The sequence below is a fragment of the Aliiroseovarius sp. B-4 genome, from assembly GCF_056857795.1.
In genome coordinates this window covers 217,828-238,668 of the sequence record NZ_JBSXNV010000041.1, presented here as the reverse complement: position 1 = coordinate 238,668, position 20,841 = coordinate 217,828, and the positions used below count along the sequence as shown (strand labels likewise).

The 20,841-nt window shown below is 59.2% G+C and carries 18 protein-coding genes and 1 tRNA gene; 14 read left to right on the top strand and 5 right to left on the bottom strand.

Translation table 11 applies throughout. The features are described 5' to 3' along the window. Nucleotides 1–36: 36 nt before the first annotated feature. Nucleotides 37–336, top strand: a complete 300-nt coding sequence (locus AC13C8_RS16520; protein ID WP_091429521.1) for a hypothetical protein — start codon at nucleotides 37–39, stop codon at nucleotides 334–336. 120 nt (nucleotides 337–456) lie between these two features. Beyond that, a complete protein-coding gene (locus AC13C8_RS16515; protein ID WP_091429524.1) occupies nucleotides 457–930 on the top strand; it encodes a hypothetical protein in 474 nt (157 codons plus the stop codon). 23 nt (nucleotides 931–953) lie between these two features. Here the strand turns inward: AC13C8_RS16515 and AC13C8_RS16510 are convergent, their stop codons facing one another. After that, the gene (locus tag AC13C8_RS16510; protein WP_482848410.1) at nucleotides 954–2,093 is read right to left on the bottom strand and encodes a PQQ-dependent sugar dehydrogenase; all 1,140 of its coding nucleotides are present in this window, start codon (nucleotides 2,091–2,093) and stop codon (nucleotides 954–956) included. 396 nt (nucleotides 2,094–2,489) lie between these two features. Between AC13C8_RS16510 and AC13C8_RS16505 the strand changes: the two genes are divergently transcribed. Continuing rightward, on the top strand, nucleotides 2,490–2,924 hold the full coding sequence (locus tag AC13C8_RS16505) for an MmcB family DNA repair protein (RefSeq protein WP_407639017.1): 435 nt from the start codon (nucleotides 2,490–2,492) through the stop codon (nucleotides 2,922–2,924). Nucleotides 2,925–2,994: 70 nt separating this feature from the next. Here AC13C8_RS16505 and AC13C8_RS16500 read toward each other — a convergent pair whose 3' ends face one another. Beyond that, nucleotides 2,995–3,204, bottom strand: coding sequence for a DUF6324 family protein (locus AC13C8_RS16500; RefSeq protein ID WP_091429528.1), 210 nt, complete (start codon nucleotides 3,202–3,204; stop codon nucleotides 2,995–2,997). Nucleotides 3,205–3,310: 106 nt separating this feature from the next. Between AC13C8_RS16500 and AC13C8_RS16495 the strand changes: the two genes are divergently transcribed. After that, nucleotides 3,311–3,387: transfer RNA gene (locus AC13C8_RS16495), tRNA-His, on the top strand. A gap of 31 nt (nucleotides 3,388–3,418) precedes the next feature. Here AC13C8_RS16495 and AC13C8_RS16490 read toward each other — a convergent pair. After that, nucleotides 3,419–3,754, bottom strand: a complete 336-nt coding sequence (locus tag AC13C8_RS16490) for a DUF6476 family protein (protein WP_482848408.1) — start codon at nucleotides 3,752–3,754, stop codon at nucleotides 3,419–3,421. Here AC13C8_RS16490 and AC13C8_RS16485 point away from each other — a divergent pair. From AC13C8_RS16485 to AC13C8_RS16460, 6 genes are all read left to right on the top strand, one after another. Then, nucleotides 3,753–4,799 (top strand): RluA family pseudouridine synthase, encoded by a 1,047-nt coding sequence (locus AC13C8_RS16485; protein ID WP_482848406.1) that lies wholly within the window; start codon nucleotides 3,753–3,755, stop codon nucleotides 4,797–4,799. The two genes, AC13C8_RS16490 and AC13C8_RS16485, sit on opposite strands and share 2 nt — an antisense overlap. A 23-nt stretch (nucleotides 4,800–4,822) precedes the next feature. After that, nucleotides 4,823–6,268, top strand: a complete 1,446-nt coding sequence (cls, locus tag AC13C8_RS16480) for a cardiolipin synthase (protein WP_091429531.1) — start codon at nucleotides 4,823–4,825, stop codon at nucleotides 6,266–6,268. A 182-nt stretch (nucleotides 6,269–6,450) separates the two neighbouring features. After that, entirely contained in the window at nucleotides 6,451–7,347 is an 897-nt protein-coding gene (gene rpoH, locus AC13C8_RS16475; RefSeq protein WP_091429532.1) for an RNA polymerase sigma factor RpoH, read from the top strand. Nucleotides 7,348–7,423: 76 nt separating this feature from the next. Then, on the top strand, nucleotides 7,424–8,413 hold the full coding sequence (locus AC13C8_RS16470; protein WP_482848398.1) for a Gfo/Idh/MocA family protein: 990 nt from the start codon (nucleotides 7,424–7,426) through the stop codon (nucleotides 8,411–8,413). Nucleotides 8,414–8,424: 11 nt separating this feature from the next. Then, complete coding sequence (locus tag AC13C8_RS16465; RefSeq protein ID WP_482848396.1) at nucleotides 8,425–8,694, top strand: DksA/TraR family C4-type zinc finger protein; 270 nt, start codon at nucleotides 8,425–8,427, stop codon at nucleotides 8,692–8,694. Between the two features lie 153 nt (nucleotides 8,695–8,847). Continuing rightward, complete coding sequence (locus tag AC13C8_RS16460) at nucleotides 8,848–9,408, top strand: hypothetical protein (protein ID WP_091429538.1); 561 nt, start codon at nucleotides 8,848–8,850, stop codon at nucleotides 9,406–9,408. A gap of 83 nt (nucleotides 9,409–9,491) precedes the next feature. Here the strand turns inward: AC13C8_RS16460 and AC13C8_RS16455 are convergent, their stop codons facing one another. Continuing rightward, a complete protein-coding gene (locus tag AC13C8_RS16455; protein WP_482848393.1) occupies nucleotides 9,492–11,318 on the bottom strand; it encodes a M3 family oligoendopeptidase in 1,827 nt (608 codons plus the stop codon). Nucleotides 11,319–11,502: 184 nt separating this feature from the next. Here AC13C8_RS16455 and AC13C8_RS16450 point away from each other — a divergent pair, with 184 nt between their 5' ends. Next, nucleotides 11,503–14,043 (top strand): penicillin-binding protein 1A, encoded by a 2,541-nt coding sequence (locus AC13C8_RS16450; protein ID WP_482848390.1) that lies wholly within the window; start codon nucleotides 11,503–11,505, stop codon nucleotides 14,041–14,043. 589 nt (nucleotides 14,044–14,632) lie between these two features. Next, nucleotides 14,633–17,443, top strand: a complete 2,811-nt coding sequence (locus AC13C8_RS16445) for an Rne/Rng family ribonuclease (RefSeq protein ID WP_482848388.1) — start codon at nucleotides 14,633–14,635, stop codon at nucleotides 17,441–17,443. Nucleotides 17,444–17,492: 49 nt separating this feature from the next. Here the strand turns inward: AC13C8_RS16445 and AC13C8_RS16440 are convergent, their stop codons facing one another. After that, nucleotides 17,493–17,720, bottom strand: a complete 228-nt coding sequence (locus AC13C8_RS16440) for a sulfurtransferase TusA family protein (RefSeq protein WP_091432170.1) — start codon at nucleotides 17,718–17,720, stop codon at nucleotides 17,493–17,495. Between the two features lie 488 nt (nucleotides 17,721–18,208). Here AC13C8_RS16440 and AC13C8_RS16435 point away from each other — a divergent pair, with 488 nt between their 5' ends. Together AC13C8_RS16435 and AC13C8_RS16430 are read left to right on the top strand one after the other, a co-directional pair. After that, nucleotides 18,209–19,471 carry a hypothetical protein gene (locus tag AC13C8_RS16435; protein ID WP_482848386.1) on the top strand — a complete coding sequence of 421 codons (1,263 nt, stop codon included), beginning with the start codon at nucleotides 18,209–18,211 and terminating at the stop codon, nucleotides 19,469–19,471. Continuing rightward, a complete protein-coding gene (locus tag AC13C8_RS16430; RefSeq protein ID WP_482848384.1) occupies nucleotides 19,468–20,841 on the top strand; it encodes a cytochrome P450 in 1,374 nt (457 codons plus the stop codon). The genes AC13C8_RS16435 and AC13C8_RS16430 overlap by 4 nt, the downstream gene beginning before the upstream one ends.

Here is a 20,841-nt window from a genome sequence, read left to right as displayed (position 1 = left end):
ACGCTAGATTGAAAGGGAAGCAGGAAAGGGATCGCCATGCCAAAACTCGTTCGCCTATATATCAGTCAAGTGTTGATTGGGTTTGGCCTGTCCGCAACCTTCGTGGCCCTGTTGCTTTACACAAATGTCGGCAATCTGTGGCACCTCGTGTCCACGTCGGACATTGGGTGGATCGCCGTCCTGATGCTGTTCATGTTCAACGGCATCGTCTTCGCAGGGGTCCAGTTCGCCATCGTGATCATGCGGATGGAGCGTGATGAAACGCCGAAAGGCGGAAAGCGCCAACCGGTCGCCACGAACATACCGGTGCGGGTCGAAGCCACGTCGCGGAAATAGGCTTTCAACGCATTCGACCCCGATACTGATTTTGTCGAACCCTGATCTTGCTCATGGCGGGGTGTCGAGTATTGCCTTAGTCTTCCGCGTGGTGCGAATGTCCATGCAGAAGGAAAGCCAATGAAACAGATGATACTGTGCGCCTTGATTGCCAGCTTGCCGATCACGGCGGCGGCAGCAGACGTTGAGGGGCTTGAAGAAGCGATCCTGTGCCAAGGCGATGATGACATCATCACAATCACACTTTGGACTCCATCGCAATTTGATGAACCTTTGCACTGTATCACGTCCGAACGCCTGTCAGGCGACGCAAATTGCGCCCCGAATGGCGGGTGGGGCCTGTTGAGTGCCGCCGAGGTGCCGGATCTGACCTCGGTCACGATGGATTGGAAAACCGCCCACGAGCATCAATGGGGGAAGCTGACCGCAATTGCCGGACCCAAGGCGGTGCGGTTCAATGCGCAGTACGGCGAAGGCACCGGCAGCAATCTGAGCTATGAATGGAAATTAACGCTCGACCGTCGCACCGGCAGCGCCACATGGTTTACCAAAGATGGCGACAGGGTGCCATATAGATGCGAGATGCAGCCCTGACCGAGTGGGGTGGCGGGATCAGTCTATGGGGCTGTCAGCCGGAGCAACCGTCCACCAGCCTCGTCTTCCAACACCCAAAGTGCGCCTTGTGGCCCTTGTTCGACCTCGCGCAGACGACGGTCCCAGCCGAACCGTTCCGCTTCGCGTGCGGTTTCACCTTCCAGCGTGACGCGGATCAGGGCACGGCTGACAAGCCCGCCAATAAACGCGTTGCCCTGCCAGTCAGGAAACATTTCGCCGGAATAGATCACCAGTCCCGAAGGCGCGATGCTGGGCACCCAATAGGCTGAAGGGGCGGCGAATTCGGGGCGGGTGTCGTGATCGGGGATGGCTTTGCCGCTGTAATTATCGCCCATCGACACGACGGGCCAGCCATAGTTCTGACCCGGCTTGATCAGGTTCAATTCATCCCCGTGACGCGGCCCCATTTCGTGGGCCCAAAGCCGGTTATCTGCGTCAAATTCGATACCCAGAAGGTTGCGGTGGCCAAGGGTCCAGAAACTTCTGGCAAGCTCTCCCTGGTCCTGAAAGGGGTTGTCGTCGGGCACGGTACCGTCATCGTTCAGGCGAATGATCTTGCCAAGCGCCATGTCCCAGCGCTGTGCCGGGGTCTGTTCTTGCCGGTCGCCCGAGGTGATGAACAGCTTGCCCTCGTGAGCGGACCCCTTCGGACCAAAGGCGATCTTGTGCGAGAAATGGCCAGATCCAGGCCGGTGGGGATATTGGCTCCAGACCCTTTGGATGTTACTCAGCGCGGGTTGATCGCCCAGCGAAAGCGTGCCGCGCACCACCACGGCACCGCGCGTCGCACCGCCATCTTGGCTTTCGACATACGACAGATAAATCAGACCGTTGGTGGCGAAATCGGGGTGGGGCACCACGTCGCCCAATCCGCCCTGACCCCCGACGACAGGGGTTGGCACACCGGTGACAGCGCGTTTCGTGCCGTCGGTTGATACCAGCCACAACCTGCCCGGCTTGGTTGTGACCAGAAGCTGGGTGTCGCTGATGAAGCTCATCGCCCAAGGGCTGTCAAAGCTGTCGATTTCGGTCGCGGTCAGGGTGCTGCCGGCAGATCCGTTGGCAGTGAAGGCATCGGCAATCCGCACCTGTCCGAACAGGGCGGACAGGCTGAAGATCGCGGCCAGGGTCAGGTTTTTCATGGAAATCTCCGGCAGGGCTAGGTGTGACGCTACGGGCAGTTTACGGCAAACGTCCCTGCCGCCGCGAACAAAACCACGTGAGCCTTTGGTGGTGGGGCAAGGGAAGAGGTGGCGGAACCGCACGCATCCGTCGGGGTCTGAATTCCCGAGGACCTGTATATACAGGTGGGCGCCGGGTAACCGAACCAGGGTCCGGACAGAGCCAGCTCCCTCGGAATTGCTTAAGGCCACTGGAATTGTACCCACGTGGGACGAGAAGGGCAGAAGCCGCCTTGTCCTAGATAGGCGGCAGATCAGGGCGTTACAAGGGGAGAGATAGGTCTGATTTGCGGCCCATTGACAAAATGTTCATGAATTGTTCATGTTGGGTCTATGGAGATGCCAAACCAAACCTTGATGCCTGGCCAATTGCTGGCGCGCGGTGTGTGTCGTCATATGCTGGCCCACGGGTTTGTTACCGTCGAGGAGTTGGTGCCGACGCGGGGATTGAGGGTGGATGTGATGGCGCTTGGTCCCAAGGGCGAGATCTGGGTGATAGAATGCAAATCCTCGCGCGTTGACTTTATGTCGGACCAGAAATGGCAAGGCTATCTTGAGTGGTGTGACCGTTATTTCTGGGCTGTGGACGCCGATTTCCCGACCGGGCTTCTGCCCGATGAAACCGGGCTGATCATCGCTGACAGTTACGACGCCGAGATCATTCGGATGGCCCCCGAAGACAAACTGCCACCTGCGCGGCGCAAGGTGATGGTGCAGAAATTTGCCACCCATGCCGCGCGCCGGTTGCAAGGATTTCGCGATCCCGGCGTCGCGGGGCTGGTGAATATCTGAAAGGGGAGGGGCGTTGCCCCTCTGCGCTGCGCGCATTCACCCCAGGATATTTCAGGCCAGAAGAAACAGGCTATTTCTTTTTCGATTTGGCGCCGTCGGCCAGCGCACGGGCCTGCTGGGCGGCGACGCGCAGTTCTTCGGCGATTTCCTCGGCCTCTTCCGGTTCGAAATCCATCGGCAGTTCGATCCCGCCACCTTCGACGTAAAGCCGCACCATCCCAAGCGAAGTTGGGCCGATCTGAAGGTTGGCGTCGATGTCGCTTTCGTCGTTGATGCCCATATCTGGTCTCCTGAAAATATCCCTTTGGGGTTAGAGGCGTTTCGTGCATTTTTCAAGCGGGGACCTCTTGCAATGCCTGCGCGTGGCGGGTAAATGCGTCCTGCGTGCCGACATAGCTCAGTAGGTTAGAGCGCTTGATTGTGGATCAAGAGGTCCCCCGTTCGAGCCGGGGTGTCGGTACCATCCGCCAAAGCTGCGAAATGATCGTCCGCGTTCAGCGCACCGGAATGCGTTTGATCAGATTGCCGCTGTCTCGATCGAAGATCAGAATGTCATCGCCCGCGACCACGGCATACCAGTCCGGGCCAAAGGTCACGGCGTCGGCGGTGACGCCTTCAGGCAGGGTGATCTGGTCAGGCATCACGGGCAGGCTGGACGGTTTGGGGTTTGTTTGCGAGAAACGCATGACAACGACGCCCACCAGCACTACAAGGCCCACAATCGTGGTGAGGGTCAGGGCCGTCACCAATCGTTTCAGATAGCGTACGGTGCCGTGGCCCACTGTGGCCTCAAGCGCTGCGTCCAGATCCTGTTCAGGAGTGTCGTTCATGTCGTCCTCGCACCGTATCGTTGAGGTGATCATCGCAGAAAACCCGCCCAAGCGTCTTGATAAGGCGATTGCACGCGATGTGCCAGAGGAAGCGAACCTGTCACGATCGCGGCTGGCGCGGTTGATTGCGGACGGGGCCGTGAGGCGCGGCGGCGAGGTTGTGGATGACCCGCGCGCCAAGGTGGCCACAGGTGATGGGTTTGAAATCCACGTGCCCGAGGCCGAAGAAAGCCACATCGGGCCCGAGAACATCCCCCTGGACATCGTTTATGAGGATGTCGATCTGATCGTGGTGAACAAACCGGCGGGTATGGTGGTGCATCCCGCCCCCGGCACGCCGACAGGCACGTTGGTCAACGCGCTTTTGCATCACTTTGGTGGCGAATTATCGGGCGTGGGTGGAGAAAAGCGGCCCGGCATTGTGCATCGTATCGACAAGGACACCTCGGGCCTGTTGGTTGTGGCAAAGTCGGATGCTGCCCATCACGGGCTGGCCAAGCAGTTCGAGGCACATAGCGCCCAGCGTCGCTACAGCGCCGTCACCCATGGCGCCCCGGACAAGGGCGATCCCCGTTTGGGCGGAATCAAGGGCACCAGTTTCGAGCCGGGTAATATCCTTAAAATCACCACGCAACTGGCGCGGCACAAGACGGATCGGCAAAAACAGGCGGTTTTGTTTTCCGGCGGGCGTCATGCGGTGACGCGAGTGCGCACGATCGAGGTGTTTGGCGATCCGGCACAGGCGGCGCTGATCGAATGTTGGCTGGAAACCGGTCGAACGCATCAGATCCGTGTGCACATGGCCCATGCGGGGCACGGCTTGATCGGCGATCCCACCTATGGCGGGCGGCGCAAGCTGAACGCAAAGGTGATCGGCGAGGCAGCGGTGGACGCCGCCCGCAGTTTCCCACGACAGGCGCTTCATGCCGCAACGCTTGGTTTCCAGCATCCCGTCACCGGCGAAAACTTGAGCTTTGACGCGCCCATGCCCGCGGATATGGTGACTTTGATCGAAACGCTGCGGACGGGTGTAAACGCCCGCTGACAGATGAGACGCGAGAGGCGAGCATGACCAACCTTTCATGGGCATCCTGGGGTGCCATCTGGGCCGTCCTGCTGTTTGTGGTGGACCTTGCAACGATTGCGCGCGCGGTGACACGGGAACACAGGTCGCCTGCTTCCCGGTTGGCGTGGAGCGTGGTGATCATGACCCTTCCGGCCGTTGGGGTGATCGCCTATTTCTTTCTTGGCGACACCAGCGCGGATCGGAAATCCGACAAGAAGCTCAAGGATTTGCGGCATGAACTGCCGAAACGTCCCATGGCAGAGCTGCCGAAAGCCGACGTGCCGCTTCTGTATCGTCAGGCGTTTGCCCGCGCGGCCTCGGTCAACGGGTTTCAGCCGGTGCCCGGCAACAGCGCGACCGTGACCACCGACAGCAATGAAGGCATTGACTGGCTGGTGGCGGATATTGATGCGGCCACGGACCACGTGCATATCCTGTTCTATATCTGGCTGTCTGACATCAATGGCACCAAAGTGGCCGAGGCGCTGATCCGGGCAGCCGCGCGCGGGGTCAAAGCGCGGGTGATTGTCGACGGGCTTGGCTCGCGCAGGCTGCTGTATGATCCGCTGTGGCGGAGGATGAAAGAGGGCGGCGTTGACACCGTCGTTGCCTTCGCCTTCCGGTTTCCGCTGATTTCAGCCTTCATTCGCAGGCTTGATATTCGCAATCACCGCAAGGTCGTCGTCATTGACCATGCCACAACCTACGTGGGCAGCCAGAACTGCGCGGATGCGGCGTTTCGGGTGAAGGCCAAATACGCACCCTGGGTGGATGTCATGATGCGTGTGACCGGACCTGTTGCCTGGCAGGCGCAGCGGCTGTTCGTATCGGACTGGATGGTGCATGGGGGGGACGACATCTCTGCCTATCTGGATCACGTGCCAGACGTCCCGCAGGATGGGTTTCCCGCGGTGATGGCCGGGACCGGGCCGACCGAAAGCGTTCACGCGGTGCCCGACATGATGCAGATGCTGCTGGCGGCGGCCCAGGACGAGGTGATTATCACCACGCCCTATTACGTGCCGTCCGAGGCGTTGCATCAACAGATATGCGCAGCGGCCCTGCGTGGCGTTCGCGTCCGGCTGAACGTGCCGGCCACCAATGACAGCCTGATTGTCGCGTTCGCGTCGCGCAGTTTCTATCGGTCCATACTGAAGGCAGGGGTCGAGATCTTCGAATTTCAACCGGGCCTGCTCCATGCCAAGATTCTGAGTGTGGACGGAACCGCCGCGCTGATCGGGTCCCCCAACCTGGATCAGCGCAGCTTTGATTTAAACTATGAAAACAGTATGATGTTGGTGGATCATGAAGTGGTTTCGGAACTGCGCCTGAAGCAAGAGGCGTTCCTGAATGTCTCGTTGCAAGTGCAGGCCGAAGCCGTTGTGAACTGGTCGGTACCGCGACGCATTCTGATCAACAGCATCGGCATGTTGTCCCCACTGCTTTAATTCGATTGCAACTTACTGCACGAGGTTGTGAGGTTTCATGTCATCCCCTTCCTTTTCTGCGGCAGGAGGATCATATCTTAATCAAGAAATATGTTGACGTTTCGCTTGAATTCGCGGGACGGAGGATTATCTCGATGTTAAGCCTCGCAACATTGCGGGAAAAGTGAGGGAGAGTAGCGACGATGAGCAACTATAAGAATCTGCCGGCCCCGACGCCAGAAGGTGGCTTGAACCGCTATCTTCAGGAAATTCGCAAATTTCCGATGTTGGAGCCGGAACAGGAATACATGCTGGCCAAGCGCTGGGTGGACCATCAGGACCGCGAGGCGGCCCACCAGATGGTGAATTCGCACCTGCGATTGGCGGCCAAGATCGCCATGGGCTACCGTGGCTATGGTCTGCCGCAGGCCGAGGTGATCTCGGAAGCCAATGTGGGATTGATGCAGGCAGTGAAGCGGTTTGACCCGGAAAAAGGGTTCCGCTTGGCGACCTATGCCATGTGGTGGATCCGCGCCTCGATCCAGGAATACATCCTGCGGTCCTGGTCGCTGGTGAAACTTGGTACGACCTCGGCCCAGAAGAAGCTGTTTTTCAACTTGCGCAAAGCCAAGGCGCGTATTGGCGCGTTGGAAGAGGGCGATTTGCGCCCCGATCATGTGGCGCGCATTGCCACGGATCTGAACGTCACGGAAGACGAAGTGATCTCGATGAACCGCCGTTTGTCGGGGGGCGATGCCTCCTTGAACGCGACTGTCTCGGCCGATGGTGAAGGGTCGATGCAGTGGCAGGACTGGTTGGAAGATGAAGATGCCGATCAGGCCGGTGATTATGCAGAACAGGATGAATTGCAGGTCCGGCGCGAGCTTCTGGCGCAGGCCATGGACGTGTTGAATGATCGCGAGAAGGACATCCTGACGCAGCGTCGCCTTCAGGATAAGCCCGTGACGCTTGAGGATTTGTCGGGCGTCTATGATGTCAGCCGCGAACGTATCCGCCAGATCGAAGTGCGCGCGTTTGAGAAGCTGCAAAAACGGATGCAGGAACTGGCCTCGGAAAAAGGGCTTCTGGAACAAGCCTGATCCGAAACCAGCATTGTTTACGACATGACCGACCCGCGTTACGCTGGGTCGGTCATCGCTTTTTGGGGGATAAGATATGCGCGACGTTTTGAACTGGGGCATATTGGGCGCGTCGAATTTCGCGCGCAACCTCATGGCGCCCGCCATCCATGCGGCAGAGAATGCCAGATTTGTGGCGCTTGCGACGACGAGCCAAGAAAAGGCAAATGGTTTCAAAGTGTTTTGCCCTGACCTTAAGGTGCATGAAAGCTATGATGCGCTGCTGATGGATCCGGATGTCGATGTCGTATACATCCCGTTGCCCAACAGTTTGCATGTCAAATGGGCGCAATTGGCGGCGCGTGCGGGCAAGCATGTGCTGGTTGAAAAACCAATTGCGATGAAAGCCGATGAAATCGACGAATTGATTGCCCTGCGCGATGAAACCGGCCTGCTGATCGCCGAAGCGTATATGATTGTCCATCACCCCCAATGGATACGGGCGCGGGAACTGGTGCAGTCGGGCGCCATCGGTCAAGTTGACCATGTTGACACGGCGTTCAGTTATGACAATCGGGCCGATGTCAAGAACGTGCGCAACAACCCCGATCTGGGCGGTGGCGGGATCCGCGATATCGGGGTCTATACCTATTCATCTGTGCGTTTTGTCACCGGGGCCGAGCCTTCGGACCTGTCCGCGCGCATCAAAACGGAAAACGGCGTGGATACATGGGCGCAGGTGGTGGGAGAAATGGAAGGGAAGTTGGGACGCTTCACCTATTCGGCGATCACCTCAATGCGGCTCAGCCCGCGGCAAGAGGTCGTGTTTCAGGGCGATACCGGCCAGATCCGCCTGACCGCGCCCTTCAATCCGGGCGTCTTCGGGCAGGCAGAGCTTGAACTGCGACGCCCTGACGGCACCCGGACCATTGAAACCTGGCCGCGCGCTAACCATTATGTCCTACAGATCGAAAATTTCGGCCGCACAGTGCGCGATGGCATGGACTATCCATGCCCGCTGGAATTTTCGCGCGGCACGCAAGCTATGATTGATCGCGTTTTTGACGTGGCGGTGGATATCAGCTGACGGAGGGCGACATGGCTGGTGGATGGGCGCGCGATGGCGCAGTTCAGGAACAGATCGATGCGTCCATTCAGGACGAACTGAAACGGATGCAGGCAAATAAAGGGCCGGTGGGCGAAAGCCTGACACATTGCGCAGAATGCGACGAGGAAATTCCCGAGGCGCGGCGCAAGGCCATTCCCGGCGTCAAACTGTGCATCGACTGCATGCAAGAGCGGGACGCGGCCTTCAAGGCACGTCCGGGGTTCAACCGGCGAGGGTCGAAGGACAGCCAGTTGAGATAATGGGGAAGCCACCTCTGGAGTCTGGAGCATAAATGCAGAACAGGCTGCGACTGATTGGCAATGCCCTTGCAACAAAAGCGGCGATTCGAGTTGATTTGGAGGTTTTCCGGAACAATGATATGATGAAAGACGTTTTCAGAAGGAGAAACTTCGATGAAACGTCTTTTTTCCAAGACTATTTCCTGCTTGATCCCAGTCAAATTTCTGGCCCTGCTCGTAGCCGGTGTATTGGCCTTGCCCGCCTCTGCCGCGACTGTCACCTATGACATCGCGATGGGGGGACAGAACACGACGTTCACTGCGCCAATGGGGGGCGGAGCTGTGGGTGACTTTTCGATCACCTTGGGGGGTGTCACGTTTGATACACCCGATGCGGCAATGCCGCCGCTTTACGATCCGGTCACGAATGACATTTCCGCCGCGGGTAGCCTGTTTGGCTATTTCTCAAATTCTCTGGCTGCGCCGGGATGTCCGGCCGGGGAATGTGTTCTGGAGTTCGAAACTGCGGTCGACAATGTCACACCGCCGGTCTTTGCCGCGTTCAATGCTGTAGCGTTCGATGGTCTCATCGCCAGTGGTGCGTATATCATCACGGTCGCTCCGGTGCCGGTGCCTGCCGGGCTGGTCTTGCTTCTGACTGCGTTGCTGGCGGTGTTTGGCCTGCGCAAGTTTGGCCGCGTGTCATGCCGGTCGCGTCAGCCAGCGCTTGCATAGCCAGAGCGGCACCAAAAGAACCAGAAAAGTGTCAGGGCGCAGAGGTTTATGCGCCCTGATATGTCGGCCTGAGCAGGGGATGCTTAGTCTTCCATCGCTTCCAACTCATCAATGAAGCCTTCGATCATTGCCAGCCCCTTGTCCCAGAATTTTGGGTCCGAGGCGTCAAGGCCGAAGGGGGCCAAAAGCTCTTTGTGATGCTTTGATCCGCCTGCCCTCAGCATCTCGAAATACTTGTCCTGAAAATCCGCATCGCCTTCCTCGTAGACCGCATAGAGCGCGTTCACGAGCCCGTCGCCAAAGGCATAGGCATAGACATAGAAGGGCGAATGGACGAAGTGCGGGATATAGGACCAGAAGGTTTCATATCCGTCCATGAATTCAAATGCCGGGCCAAGGCTTTCGCCCTGAACGCTCATCCAGATGTCGTTGATCTGGTCGGGGGTCAATTCGCCGCCTGCGCGGGCTTCGTGCAGCTTACATTCGAAATCGTAAAATGCGATCTGGCGCACGACCGTATTGATCATGTCCTCGACCTTGCCGGCCAGCATCACCTTCTTTTCGGCCTGCGTTTTCGCCTGACCCAGCAGCTTGCGGAAGGTCAGCATTTCACCGAAGACGGACGCGGTTTCGGCCAGGGTGAGCGGGGTGGAGGACAGCATTTCGCCCTGGTCGGCGGCCAGCACTTGGTGGACACCGTGGCCCAATTCATGCGCCAGGGTCATCACATCGCGGGGTTTGCCCAAGTAGTTCAACATCACATAGGGGTGCACGTTCGTTACCGTCGGGTGTGCGAAGGCACCGGGTGCTTTTCCGGGTTTCACGCCCGCATCAATCCAGCCTTTCGAGAAGAACGGCGCGGCAATCTCGGCCATGCGCGGGTCGAAATCGGCATAGGCGTCCATGACGATCTTTTCAGCCGCAGGCCAACCGACGAGCTTGTCGTCCTCCATCGGCAGGGGCGCGTTGCGGTCCCAGACCTGCATCACGTCCAGCCCCAGCCATTTGCGCTTTAACTCGTAATATCGGTGGCTCAGGCGCGGATAGGCGGCGACCACGGCGTTGCGCAAGGCTTCGACCACTTCGGGTTCTACGTGGTTGGACAAGTGCCGCCCGGTCTGCGGGGTTGGCATCTTGCGCCACGTGTCCTCAATCGCTTTCTCTTTCGCCAACGTGTTGTGAATGCGCGAGAAAAGCTTCGTGTTTTCACCCAAAACGCTGGCGATTTCGCGCGACGCGGCCTCGCGGGTTTCGCGATCCTTGTCTGTCAGAAGGTTGGCCGTGGCCTCCAGCCCGCGCTCCTCGCCATTCACGGTAAACATCAGCCCCGCGACGGTTTCGTCAAACAGCGTGTTCCACGCCGAGGCACCGACCGACGATTTGTCATGCAGAAACTGTTCCAACTCGTCGGACAATTGATAAGGCCGCATCGCGCGCAGGCGGTCGAAGATCGGCTTGTAACGGGCAAGCGCCGCGTTGTCGGCAAACCAGCCGTCCAGCACGGAGTCGTCGATCCGGTTCACTTCCAGCGAGAAAAACACCAGTGGCGCGGTGAACACAGTGATCTTTTCCTGACAGTTCTGGAAAAACTGAGCGCGGTCCGCATCCGTGGTCTGTTGATAATAACGCAGGCCGGCAAAGGACATGATGCGCCCGCCGATCAGGTCGATCTTTTCGTAATCTTCGATGCAGCCCAGCATTCCAGCAGCATCCAGACCGGCGAGCTTGCCCTGGTAGGTGGCGGCGAAATCGGCGCAGGCTTTTTCTAGCCAGTTCATATCGCGCGCCAGTTCCGGTGCGTCCTCAGCGGTGTAGAGGTCGCTCAGATCCCATTCGGGCAGCCCTTCAAGAGGAACATCACCGGTTTGTGCATTGGCATCGCGAACGGGGAAGGGAAGGGTGGTAAACATCGGACCTCCGGGTTGTTGTCTGGGTCAAGACATAGGACGGGGGCAGGGCAGTTGCAATCCGCCCCCGCGCGTGGCAACCGGTCGCGGCACAGGGCACGAATTAGCCGATATTCCCCGTCTTGGGGTTTTGACCCGGCCCCGCGGTCCCTTTATAGGTGGGAAGCAGTTTTCAAAGGACACGCGCTTGATCCGATTCATTCTTGGCATTTTCGGTGCCGTGTTTACCGGCATTACGCTGGCCATTTTCATGGCCGCGCTGGCCATTGGCGGCGTTTTCTGGATGTATTCCAGGGACTTGCCCAGCCACGAGCAGCTTGCCAACTATACACCCGCCACCATCAGCCGCGTCTATTCTGGCGAAGGTCGGTTGATGGACGAATTCGCTCGCGAGCGTCGTCTGTTTGCCCCGTCGGACGAGATTCCCGACCTCGTGAAGTATGCTTTCATCTCGGCCGAGGACAAAAACTTCTATACTCACGCCGGTTTTGATCCTCGTGGGATTGCCGCCGCCGCGCTAGAGGCGGCCCGCGGCGGCAAGCTGCGTGGCGCGTCCACCATCCCGCAGCAGGTGGTCAAGAACTTCCTGCTCAGTTCGGAACGGTCGGCAGAGCGCAAGATCAAGGAATTGATCCTGTCGGTGCGTTTGGAAAGCACATTGTCCAAGGACGAAATTCTGGCGCTGTATCTGAACGAGATTTTTCTTGGCCAGAACTCCTATGGTGTGTCTGCCGCGGCGCAGACCTATTTCAACAAGACGCTGGACGAACTTGAACCACACGAAGCCGCCACGCTGGCCTCGATGCCGCAAGCGCCCAGCAACTTTCACCCGGTGCGGGCAAAGGATCGGCTGCTGACACGGCGCAATTACGTGCTGCGCGAGATGTTCCAGAACGGCTATCTGGACCGCGCAACCTATGATGCAGAGGTCATCAAGCCCTTGCTGTCGGTTCAGAACGGTGATTTTCCGGCGTTCCGTCAGGCGCTTCCGCCGCGCGACTATTTCACCGACGAAATCCGTCGTCAGCTCAGCCGCAATTTTGGGGAAGAAGAATTCTTTACCGGCGGCATGACGGTTCGAGCGACCGTCGACCCCGACTTGCAACAGGTGGCGGCAGATAGCCTGCGCATCGGGCTGGAAGGCTTTGACCGCGGCCGCGGCGTGTGGCGACCGACAGGCGTGACGTTGCCGCAGGACGTGCTGGGCGACGAAGCGACTTGGCGTGCTGCGCTGGCCGAAGCGAAATTTCCACGCGACATCGAAGGCTGGCATCCGGCGGTCGTTCTGGAAGTCGGCAACAGTGACGCACGTATCGGCATCGAAGGTGTGGACGAGAATGAAGACGGGCACTGGATCCCCGCCAAAGACGTGACATGGGCGCGCCGCCTTGAAGAAGACGGCAGTCTTGGACGCCGCGCCAAAGTCGCCGGTGATCTGCTGAAAGTGGGCGAGGTCGTGCATGTGCGCCAGATGACCAGCGATGAAGATGGCAGTTTCATCCGCTGGACCTTGCGTCAGGTGCCCGAGGTGCAGGGCGGGTTCATGGCGATGGACGTGAACACGGGCCGTGTTCTGGCGATGCAGGGCGGCTTCAGCTATCAGCATTCGGTGTTCAACCGCGCGACACAAGCAACGCGTCAACCGGGGTCAAGCTTCAAACCGTTCGTCTATGCCGCCGCGCTGGACAGTGGGTTTTCCCCCGCCACCATTGTGATCGACGCCCCGATCGAGGTGGTTTCCGGTGGCCAAATCTGGCGTCCCAAGAACTATTCCAACCGCTTCTATGGCCCGACGCCGTTGCGCACCGGGATTGAACAGTCACGTAACCTGATGACCGTGCGTCTGGCGCAGGAAATCGGAATGGACACTGTGGCAAGCTATGCCGAGCGCTTTGGTGTCTATGACCGGATGAACCAGTTCCTTGCCAATTCGCTGGGGGCCGAGGAGACGACCTTGTTTCGCATGGTCGCTGCCTATGCGATGTTCGCCAACGGAGGCGAACGGGTAGAGCCGACGCTGGTGGACCGTGTGCAGGACCGTTGGGGCAAGACAATCTATCGTCATGACAGTCGCCAATGTGCTGATTGCAGCGACCCGTCTCTCGCCAGCGGGCAGGCGCCACAGATCGTCTCCGATCGCGAGCGGGTGATGAACGCCATCACCGCGTATCAACTTACCTCTATGTTGCAGGGCGTCGTTGAACGCGGCACGGCGCGCAGCGTCGTCAACCTGCCAGTGCCCACAGCCGGCAAGACCGGCACCACCAATGACGAGCGGGATGCCTGGTTCATCGGCTTCACCTCGAACATCGTGGCAGGCTGCTATATCGGCTATGACCGCCCTCGTACCATGCCCGGAACCTCGGGTGGTGGTATGTGTGGTCCGGTGTTCCAGCGATTCATGCTTGAGGCGATCAAGGAATATGGCGGTGGTGAATTCAAAGTGCCTCCGGGCGGTCGTTTCATCAATATCGACCGTTTCACCGGCGCACGTTTGCCGCCGGATGCTTCGGGCGATTATGTGGTTGCCGAATATTTCCGAGATGGAGAAGAGCCTCTGTTTGGTGTGATGTTCGATGGTGGCTTCGCCATGGGCGCCAATCTGCCCATGTTTGATCGTGGCGAAACGGACGAAGGGACCACCGAGGTGCAAACCTCGACCGGCAAAACGGTGGTGGTTCCCGGCAAGGCAGATTTCGGTTCCCTGTCGTCCGGTGGCCTTTATTAGCAAGGATTCCGGTGGCGGGGCGTTGGCGCGGTCAGGCAGGCATCGGGCCGGTTTGTCACCTTGCATGCACCATTCATCTGCTTTGATCTGCATTTTGCCCATTGTCATTCGGACCCCGGACCACGTATGGTCCATCTACGGTGGATCGCGCGTTCGCGCCCGACCACTGACGAGAGTTTCGTTGTTTTGCTGACCGAATGATGGCCAATGCCACAGGCCGGGGCAAAACAAGCCGAGAATGCTTTGGAACGCGCCCGACAATGGGCTGGCTGCCAGAGCGCGAAATTGACGATCAAGGACGGTAGAGCCCGAAAAGCCTGTGTTCTCGATCCGAAAATCCGCCCGATGTCTGACAACAGACCGGGCATAAGAATGGGCCGCGCACGGGTTTCTGGTCACTCCAGAACCTGCAAGCGCGACCGGAGAAGAAACGCGATGATGCGCGAGAGGATCGAGCAAACACAAAAGGCGGGGCGTAAGCCCCTGACCTTGTTGCCGTATCCCACGCATCGCTTCGCCCTGACAAGTCACCCCGAAAATCGTGCGCTTCCGCCTGGAAGGGCGCGCGTTTGGGGTGCGGAAAGAACACATGCCCAAGAAGATGCTTATCGATGCGACCCACGCGGAAGAAACCCGCGTTGTGGTGGTCGACGGAAACAAGGTCGAGGAATTTGACTTTGAATCAGAAAACAAACGCCAACTAGCTGGCAATATTTATCTGGCCAAGGTGACGCGGGTCGAGCCTTCGTTACAGGCGGCTTTCGTGGATTATGGCGGCAATCGCCACGGCTTTCTGGCCTTTTCCGAAATCCATCCAGATTACTATCAAATCCCCGTCGCGGATCGCGAGGCGCTGCTGGAAGAAGAGCGCGCCTATGCCGAAGCCATGGCGGACGAAGACGAAAAACCACGCAACCGCCGTCGCCGGTCGCGTGGTCGGTCCCGGTCCAAGGCCGAAGAGGCCAAGTCCGATGATGCGGTGACGACCAAAGAGGTCGAAGCCACAGGGTCTGGCATGGATGTCATTGATCTGGACAATGGCGCGGAGGATGACCTTGAAGGCCAATCTCCGATGGAGCGGGTCGATGAAACTCCGGTAGAAGAACCCGAGGACGACCTGAACTCCGATGGCGGCAACAATTCTGCCGATGCGGATGACCGGTCTGCCGCCGACTCCGACGGTGCTGACGACGACAGCGATGGCGATGATGAGGACGAAGGCGACGACGATGATGACGCACCGCTGGACGCCTCGGAAAAGGATGACCAGATCGAAAGCGTCGCCGATGATGACGCCGTTGAAGATATTCGCCCGCGCCGCAAGCCGCGTCCGAAACGCTATAAGATTCAGGAAGTGATCAAAGTGCGCCAGATCCTTCTGGTGCAGGTCGTGAAAGAAGAACGTGGCAACAAGGGTGCCGCACTGACCACCTATCTGTCACTGGCAGGCCGGTATTGCGTCTTGATGCCCAACACCGCGCGCGGTGGCGGGATCAGCCGCAAGATCACCAACGCGCCTGACCGCAAGAAGCTGAAAGAAATCGCCGCCGAAATCGACGTGCCCAAGGGGGCAGGTTTGATCGTGCGCACGGCAGGCGCCAAGCGCACCAAGTCGGAAATCAAGCGCGACTATGAATATCTGCAACGTCTGTGGGAGCAGATCCGCGAGCTGACGTTGAATTCGTCCGCCCCCGCCAAGATTTATGAAGAAGGCAACCTGATCAAACGCTCGATCCGCGATCTGTATTCGCGCGAGATCGACGAAGTGTTCGTGGAAGGCGAGGCGGGCTATCGCACCGCCAAGGACTTCATGAAGATGATCATGCCGTCCCACGCCAAGAACGTGAAACTGTATCAGGATCAGATGCCGCTGTTCGCGCGCTATCAGGTCGAAAGCTATCTGTCGGGCATGTTCAGCCCCACCGTGCAGTTGCGGTCGGGTGGCTATATCGTCATCGGCGTGACCGAGGCACTGGTGGCCATCGACGTGAACTCGGGCCGGGCCACCAAAGAAGGCTCGATCGAGGAAACGGCGCTGAAGACCAACCTTGAAGCAGCAGAAGAAGTGGCGCGCCAGCTGCGTCTGCGTGACCTTGCCGGTCTGATCGTGATCGACTTCATCGACATGGAAGAACGCCGCAACAACAACGCGGTCGAAAAGCGTCTGAAAGACAAGCTGAAAACTGACCGCGCGCGTATTCAGGTGGGCCGTATCTCGGGCTTTGGTCTGGCGGAAATGTCCCGCCAACGCCTGCGCCCCGGCATGATCGAGGCGACGACACAGCCTTGCAACCATTGCCACGGCACCGGTCTGATCCGCTCGGATGACAACCTTGCGCTGAACATTCTGCGTCAGTTGGAAGAAGAAGGCGTGCGCCGCCGGTCGCGCGAGGTTCTGGTGAAGGCCCCGGTCGGCATCGTGAACTTCCTGATGAACAACAAGCGCGAACATATCGCGCAGATCGAAGCGCGCTATGGCATGGCCGTTCGGATTGAGGCGGATCCTTTCCTGATCTCGCCCGATTACTCGATCGAGAAGTACAAGACCGCCACCCGCACGGTGCCGGAAGCAACCGCGCCAGTCGTGTCGGTCGATGCTTCACTGATGGACGATATCGACGAGGTGGAAGAGGCCGAAGTGGTGGTCGAAGAAACCTCTGAGGAAGAACAGAAACCCAAGAAGCGCCGTCGTCGTCGTCGGCGGCGTCGGTCGTCCAATGGGGACGATACGCGTCAGGACACTCAGAACGGTGAGGCGTCGGACGACAACAGTGCGGCGGATGACGCCAAGAACGGGACCGACACAGATGCCGAGGCCGAAGCGCCGTCCGAGGATGCGGTTGAAAAGCCCAAACGCAAGCGTGCGCCGCGTCGTCGCTCGAAGAAACCAGAGGATGAGACCGCTGACGAAACCGTGGCGGCAGACGCAGCACCTGGGGATGCACATGCTTCCGTAGAGGCCGAGGCAGAAGCGAAACCGAAGCCCAAACGCGCGCCCCGCAAACGGGCCGCGAAAGCGAAGGCGGAAGAAGCTGTAACCGATGCGACGGCAGAGGCCGATGCAGAGGAAAAGCCCAAAACGCCGGCGCGCAAGTCCCGCGCCAGGAAGCCGAAGGACGAGGCGGTCGGGGACACTCCAAAGGCAGAAGACGCTCCGGCGGCTGACACCGAGGAGAAACCCAAGAAAGCTCCGCGAAAACGGGCTGCCACGTCGCGGAAGAAAAAGACTGACGAGGCGACGCAGGACGCACCAGCGCAGGCAGACGCCAACCCCGTCCCTGACAAGACGCCCGAGCCCGCGATGGCAAGCGCCGCGCCCACCGCAGCGTCCGAGCCAGAGGTAAAGGCTGACGCGCCCCCCAAGCCCAAGCGCAAGGGCTGGTGGTCACTGGGCAGCTAGGACGCAGACAAATAGAGGCCGGGCAGCGCCCGGCCTTTGTTGATTGGACCTAACCCTTGCGGATAAAGTAATGCGTGGCGGCTTCGTGATCTTCCTGCGCCACCAATTCATGACCCTGTTCAGCACAGAAATGCGGCACGTCGATCACCGCCGCCGGGTCGGTCGCTTGCAGGCGTAGAACTTGCCCTTTCTCAAGCGACTTCAAGCGCTTGCGCGCCTTCAATACGGGCAGGGGACACAGCAGCCCCAGCGCATCCAGATCATCGTCAAATTTCATATCTTCCCATAGGACTTTGGCGCTGGTCTGTCCATTGGTTGGGAGAGCAAACATGTCGCGCGGCTATGATGCTGTGGCAGGTGGCGGCGTGCATTTCCTGGCTGTGATCTAAATTTCGTTCCTCAATGACGAGGCGCGGCTTGGCGCGATCCCGTCCTTGTCGGCGTCCGAAGGGTCAGTCGCTCAGAAAACCGCCCTGCATGCAACCTATGCTGCTGGGCTGGGGAACCCTTTCCGTCTGGTCGCGGGCGTCTTCCCGCGCCTGACCGGGGCATGAAACGGCATATGAAACGGATCGAACGCATCATGGCCTGTTTCTGTATACCATCGGTCTGATGACGCTGACGGTGGCTTTTGTGCTTTTCTTACTGGTCGATTGAGGCTTTCGAAGCATTGGCCGCCCTTGGTTGATGGGGCTTTGTTAGATAAGGGTTTAATTTCGCCTGTTTTTCCGGCTAGTCTGCGGACAAACCAGCCAGGCCGGGTCAATGAAACCTAACGACGCCTCCCCACCCGATTATCCCGCATATGTGCGTCGCCGCCGGGTGTTTTACATCCCCGGTTACGACCCGATTCATCCGCGCAGGTATCGTGAGCTGTATCGCAAGGAAGGGGCCAAGCAGGGTGCGATCTCGGGCTATAGGATCGACCTGATCGGACGGCAGGGGCCGGGCACCTATGGCTGGCAGGTCACGGGCCGGATGGATGACACCGGGACCGAGGCCGAGTTCGACGTGCTGGTTTGGGCTGACATTGTGCGCGACAGCATGAAGCTGAACATCGCGCAGACTTATCTTCTGATGTCGCGGACGGCGTGGACCTATATATCATCCGGGGCACTATGGCGGCTGATGGGGTTGCGCAAGGGGCCGGTGATCGCGGCACTTTATCCGGTGGGCATGTTGATCCTGCAACTGATCCTTGCACTTCTACTGGGTCATATTCTTGGCCATGTCACAGCGTTTTTTGCCGGACATCTGACGCTCAGGGCGGACGCAATGATGGTCAGCTACTGGATCGGGTTTGCAACCACGGTGGTCGTTATGATGAAGTGGTTTCGCAAGATCGACAACAGGCTTTATGTCTATTACCTGATGCATGACTACGCCTATTCGGCGCGTTCGAAGGGGGCCAACCCGCCGGAATTGGAGGCGCGGATGGCACTGTTCGCCGATCAGATTGCCGAGGCGCTGCGCTCGGACGTGGATGAGGTTCTGGTGGTAGGGCACAGTTCCGGCGCGCATCTGGCCGTGTCTGTTCTTGCAGATCTGCTGCGGGCCGGGCGCGTGCCAAAGGATGGCCCGAGGCTGGCTTTTCTGAGCCTTGGGCAAGTGGTGCCGATGGTCAGTTTCCTGCCCGAAGCGCATCGCCTGCGGCGCGACCTGCGTGACATGAGCGTTCAGACCCAGATCGCATGGGTCGATGTAACCGCCCCCGGCGACGGTTGCGCCTTTGCGCTGTGTGACCCGGTAGCCGTGTCGGGTGTCGCACCCGCGACGGGCAAACGTTGGCCGCTGATTATCTCAGCCGCGTTTTCAAAAACGCTTAGCCCGGCACGATGGAAGGAACTGCGCTGGCGGTTTTTCCGGTTGCACTTCCAATACCTCTGCGCCTTTGATCAGCCCGCAGACTATGATTATTTCCGGATCACAGCGGGGCCGTTGACTTTGGCAGACCGCTATCGGGACCGCCGCCCGTCGGCCAGCAGGATAGAAACGCCAGTCTCGAAATACACTAGCATGACAGCATGACTGACCGCTTGCCTCCCAAGCCACCGTCGCGCAGCGGGCGGGTGTCGCTTTGGCGTTACGCGAAGCTGTTTCGTCGCGACATACTTTCCGCCCAGCCTGCGCGGCTGTATCACGCTTGGATGGCCGAATTTCGCACGCCGTTCTTTCGAAGCTACATGTGCAATGACCCCTCGCTTGTCGATCTGGTTCTGAAAGAACGGCCCGATGACTTCCCCAAATCCGACCGCATCCGCGAAGGGCTGGCACCGCTTTTGGGCAACTCGGTCTTTGTCACCAATGGAGAGGTCTGGAAACGCCAGCGCCGCATCATCGACCCGGCGTTTGAAGGCGGGCGGTTGCGCGAGGTGTTCCCGGCCATGTGGGACGCCGCTGTTTCCGCCGTGGACCGCCTGCGCCCCATGGCGGATGGAACTCCGGTCGAGGTTGAAAGCCATGCCAGCCACGCCGCCGCCGACGTGATTTTTCGCACGCTTTTCTCGATTCCCATCGAGCATGAGATAGCCGGGCAGGTGTTTGCGAAGTTCCGCGACCATCAGCGCGCCCAACCTGTGGTCAACCTTGGGGCGCTATTGCCCTTGCCGCGCTGGATGCCGCGGTTTCATCGCCGCAAGGCGAAAGAGACCGCGCGCCAGATCAGGGAGCTGATCCAGGACCTGACCGCCGCCCGTATGGCCGCGATCGGGCAGGGCACAGCCCCCGAAGATCTGGCCACCAAGATCATGACAACGACCGATCCCGAGACCGGCGATCAGTTTGACACTGATGAAATGGTCGATCAGGTGGCGATCTTCTTTCTTGCGGGCCATGAAACCAGCGCTTCGGCTTTGGCGTGGGCGCTGTATCTTCTGGCGCAATATCCCGATTGGCAGGACGGGGTTGCAGCAGAGGCACAGTCGCAGATTGACCCCGACAAGATCTATTTCTCGGTCATGTCGCGGCTGCGTCTGTCGCGCGATGTGTTCCGCGAGGCGCTGCGCCTTTATCCCCCCGTGCCGATGATGGTGCGCGAGGCGCGCTGTCCCGAGAGATTCCGCGCACGCGCTGTGCCCAAAGGCAGCCAGATCGTCCTGAGCCCGTGGCATCTGCATCGTCATGAACGTTTGTGGGACGATCCCGACACGTTCAACCCCGCACGGTTTCAGACCGCGAACGGAAAATCCTGCCTTCGCAACGCCTATATCCCGTTTTCCAGCGGGCAGAGGGTCTGCCCCGGTGCAGGCTTTGCGATGATCGAGGGGCCGTTGATCCTGTCGATGCTGGTGCGGGCCTATCGCTTCGCGCTTGTGGCTGACAAACCCGCCATGCCGGTGGCCCATCTGACGGTGCGGGGCGAAGACGGGATTTGGCTGTCACTGACACCACGAGAGTAA

What these genes read in the sequence shown, in the direction of transcription:
- AC13C8_RS16460 (WP_091429538.1), top strand. Translation starts at nt 8,848, where the DNA reads ATGAAACGTCTTTTTTCCAAGACTATTTCCTGCTTGATCCCAGTCAAA.
- AC13C8_RS16490 (WP_482848408.1), bottom strand. Translation starts at nt 3,754, where the DNA reads ATGAACGACACTCCTGAACAGGATCTGGACGCAGCGCTTGAGGCCACA.
- AC13C8_RS16435 (WP_482848386.1), top strand. Translation starts at nt 18,209, where the DNA reads ATGAAACCTAACGACGCCTCCCCACCCGATTATCCCGCATATGTGCGT.
- AC13C8_RS16510 (WP_482848410.1), bottom strand. Translation starts at nt 2,093, where the DNA reads ATGAAAAACCTGACCCTGGCCGCGATCTTCAGCCTGTCCGCCCTGTTC.
- AC13C8_RS16455 (WP_482848393.1), bottom strand. Translation starts at nt 11,318, where the DNA reads ATGTTTACCACCCTTCCCTTCCCCGTTCGCGATGCCAATGCACAAACC.
- AC13C8_RS16485 (WP_482848406.1), top strand. Translation starts at nt 3,753, where the DNA reads ATGTCGTCCTCGCACCGTATCGTTGAGGTGATCATCGCAGAAAACCCG.
- AC13C8_RS16440 (WP_091432170.1), bottom strand. Translation starts at nt 17,720, where the DNA reads ATGAAATTTGACGATGATCTGGATGCGCTGGGGCTGCTGTGTCCCCTG.
- AC13C8_RS16465 (WP_482848396.1), top strand. Translation starts at nt 8,425, where the DNA reads ATGGCTGGTGGATGGGCGCGCGATGGCGCAGTTCAGGAACAGATCGAT.
- rpoH (WP_091429532.1), top strand. Translation starts at nt 6,451, where the DNA reads ATGAGCAACTATAAGAATCTGCCGGCCCCGACGCCAGAAGGTGGCTTG.
- cls (WP_091429531.1), top strand. Translation starts at nt 4,823, where the DNA reads ATGACCAACCTTTCATGGGCATCCTGGGGTGCCATCTGGGCCGTCCTG.
- AC13C8_RS16515 (WP_091429524.1), top strand. Translation starts at nt 457, where the DNA reads ATGAAACAGATGATACTGTGCGCCTTGATTGCCAGCTTGCCGATCACG.
- AC13C8_RS16430 (WP_482848384.1), top strand. Translation starts at nt 19,468, where the DNA reads ATGACTGACCGCTTGCCTCCCAAGCCACCGTCGCGCAGCGGGCGGGTG.
- AC13C8_RS16505 (WP_407639017.1), top strand. Translation starts at nt 2,490, where the DNA reads ATGCCTGGCCAATTGCTGGCGCGCGGTGTGTGTCGTCATATGCTGGCC.
- AC13C8_RS16520 (WP_091429521.1), top strand. Translation starts at nt 37, where the DNA reads ATGCCAAAACTCGTTCGCCTATATATCAGTCAAGTGTTGATTGGGTTT.
- AC13C8_RS16445 (WP_482848388.1), top strand. Translation starts at nt 14,633, where the DNA reads ATGCCCAAGAAGATGCTTATCGATGCGACCCACGCGGAAGAAACCCGC.
- AC13C8_RS16470 (WP_482848398.1), top strand. Translation starts at nt 7,424, where the DNA reads ATGCGCGACGTTTTGAACTGGGGCATATTGGGCGCGTCGAATTTCGCG.
- AC13C8_RS16500 (WP_091429528.1), bottom strand. Translation starts at nt 3,204, where the DNA reads ATGGGCATCAACGACGAAAGCGACATCGACGCCAACCTTCAGATCGGC.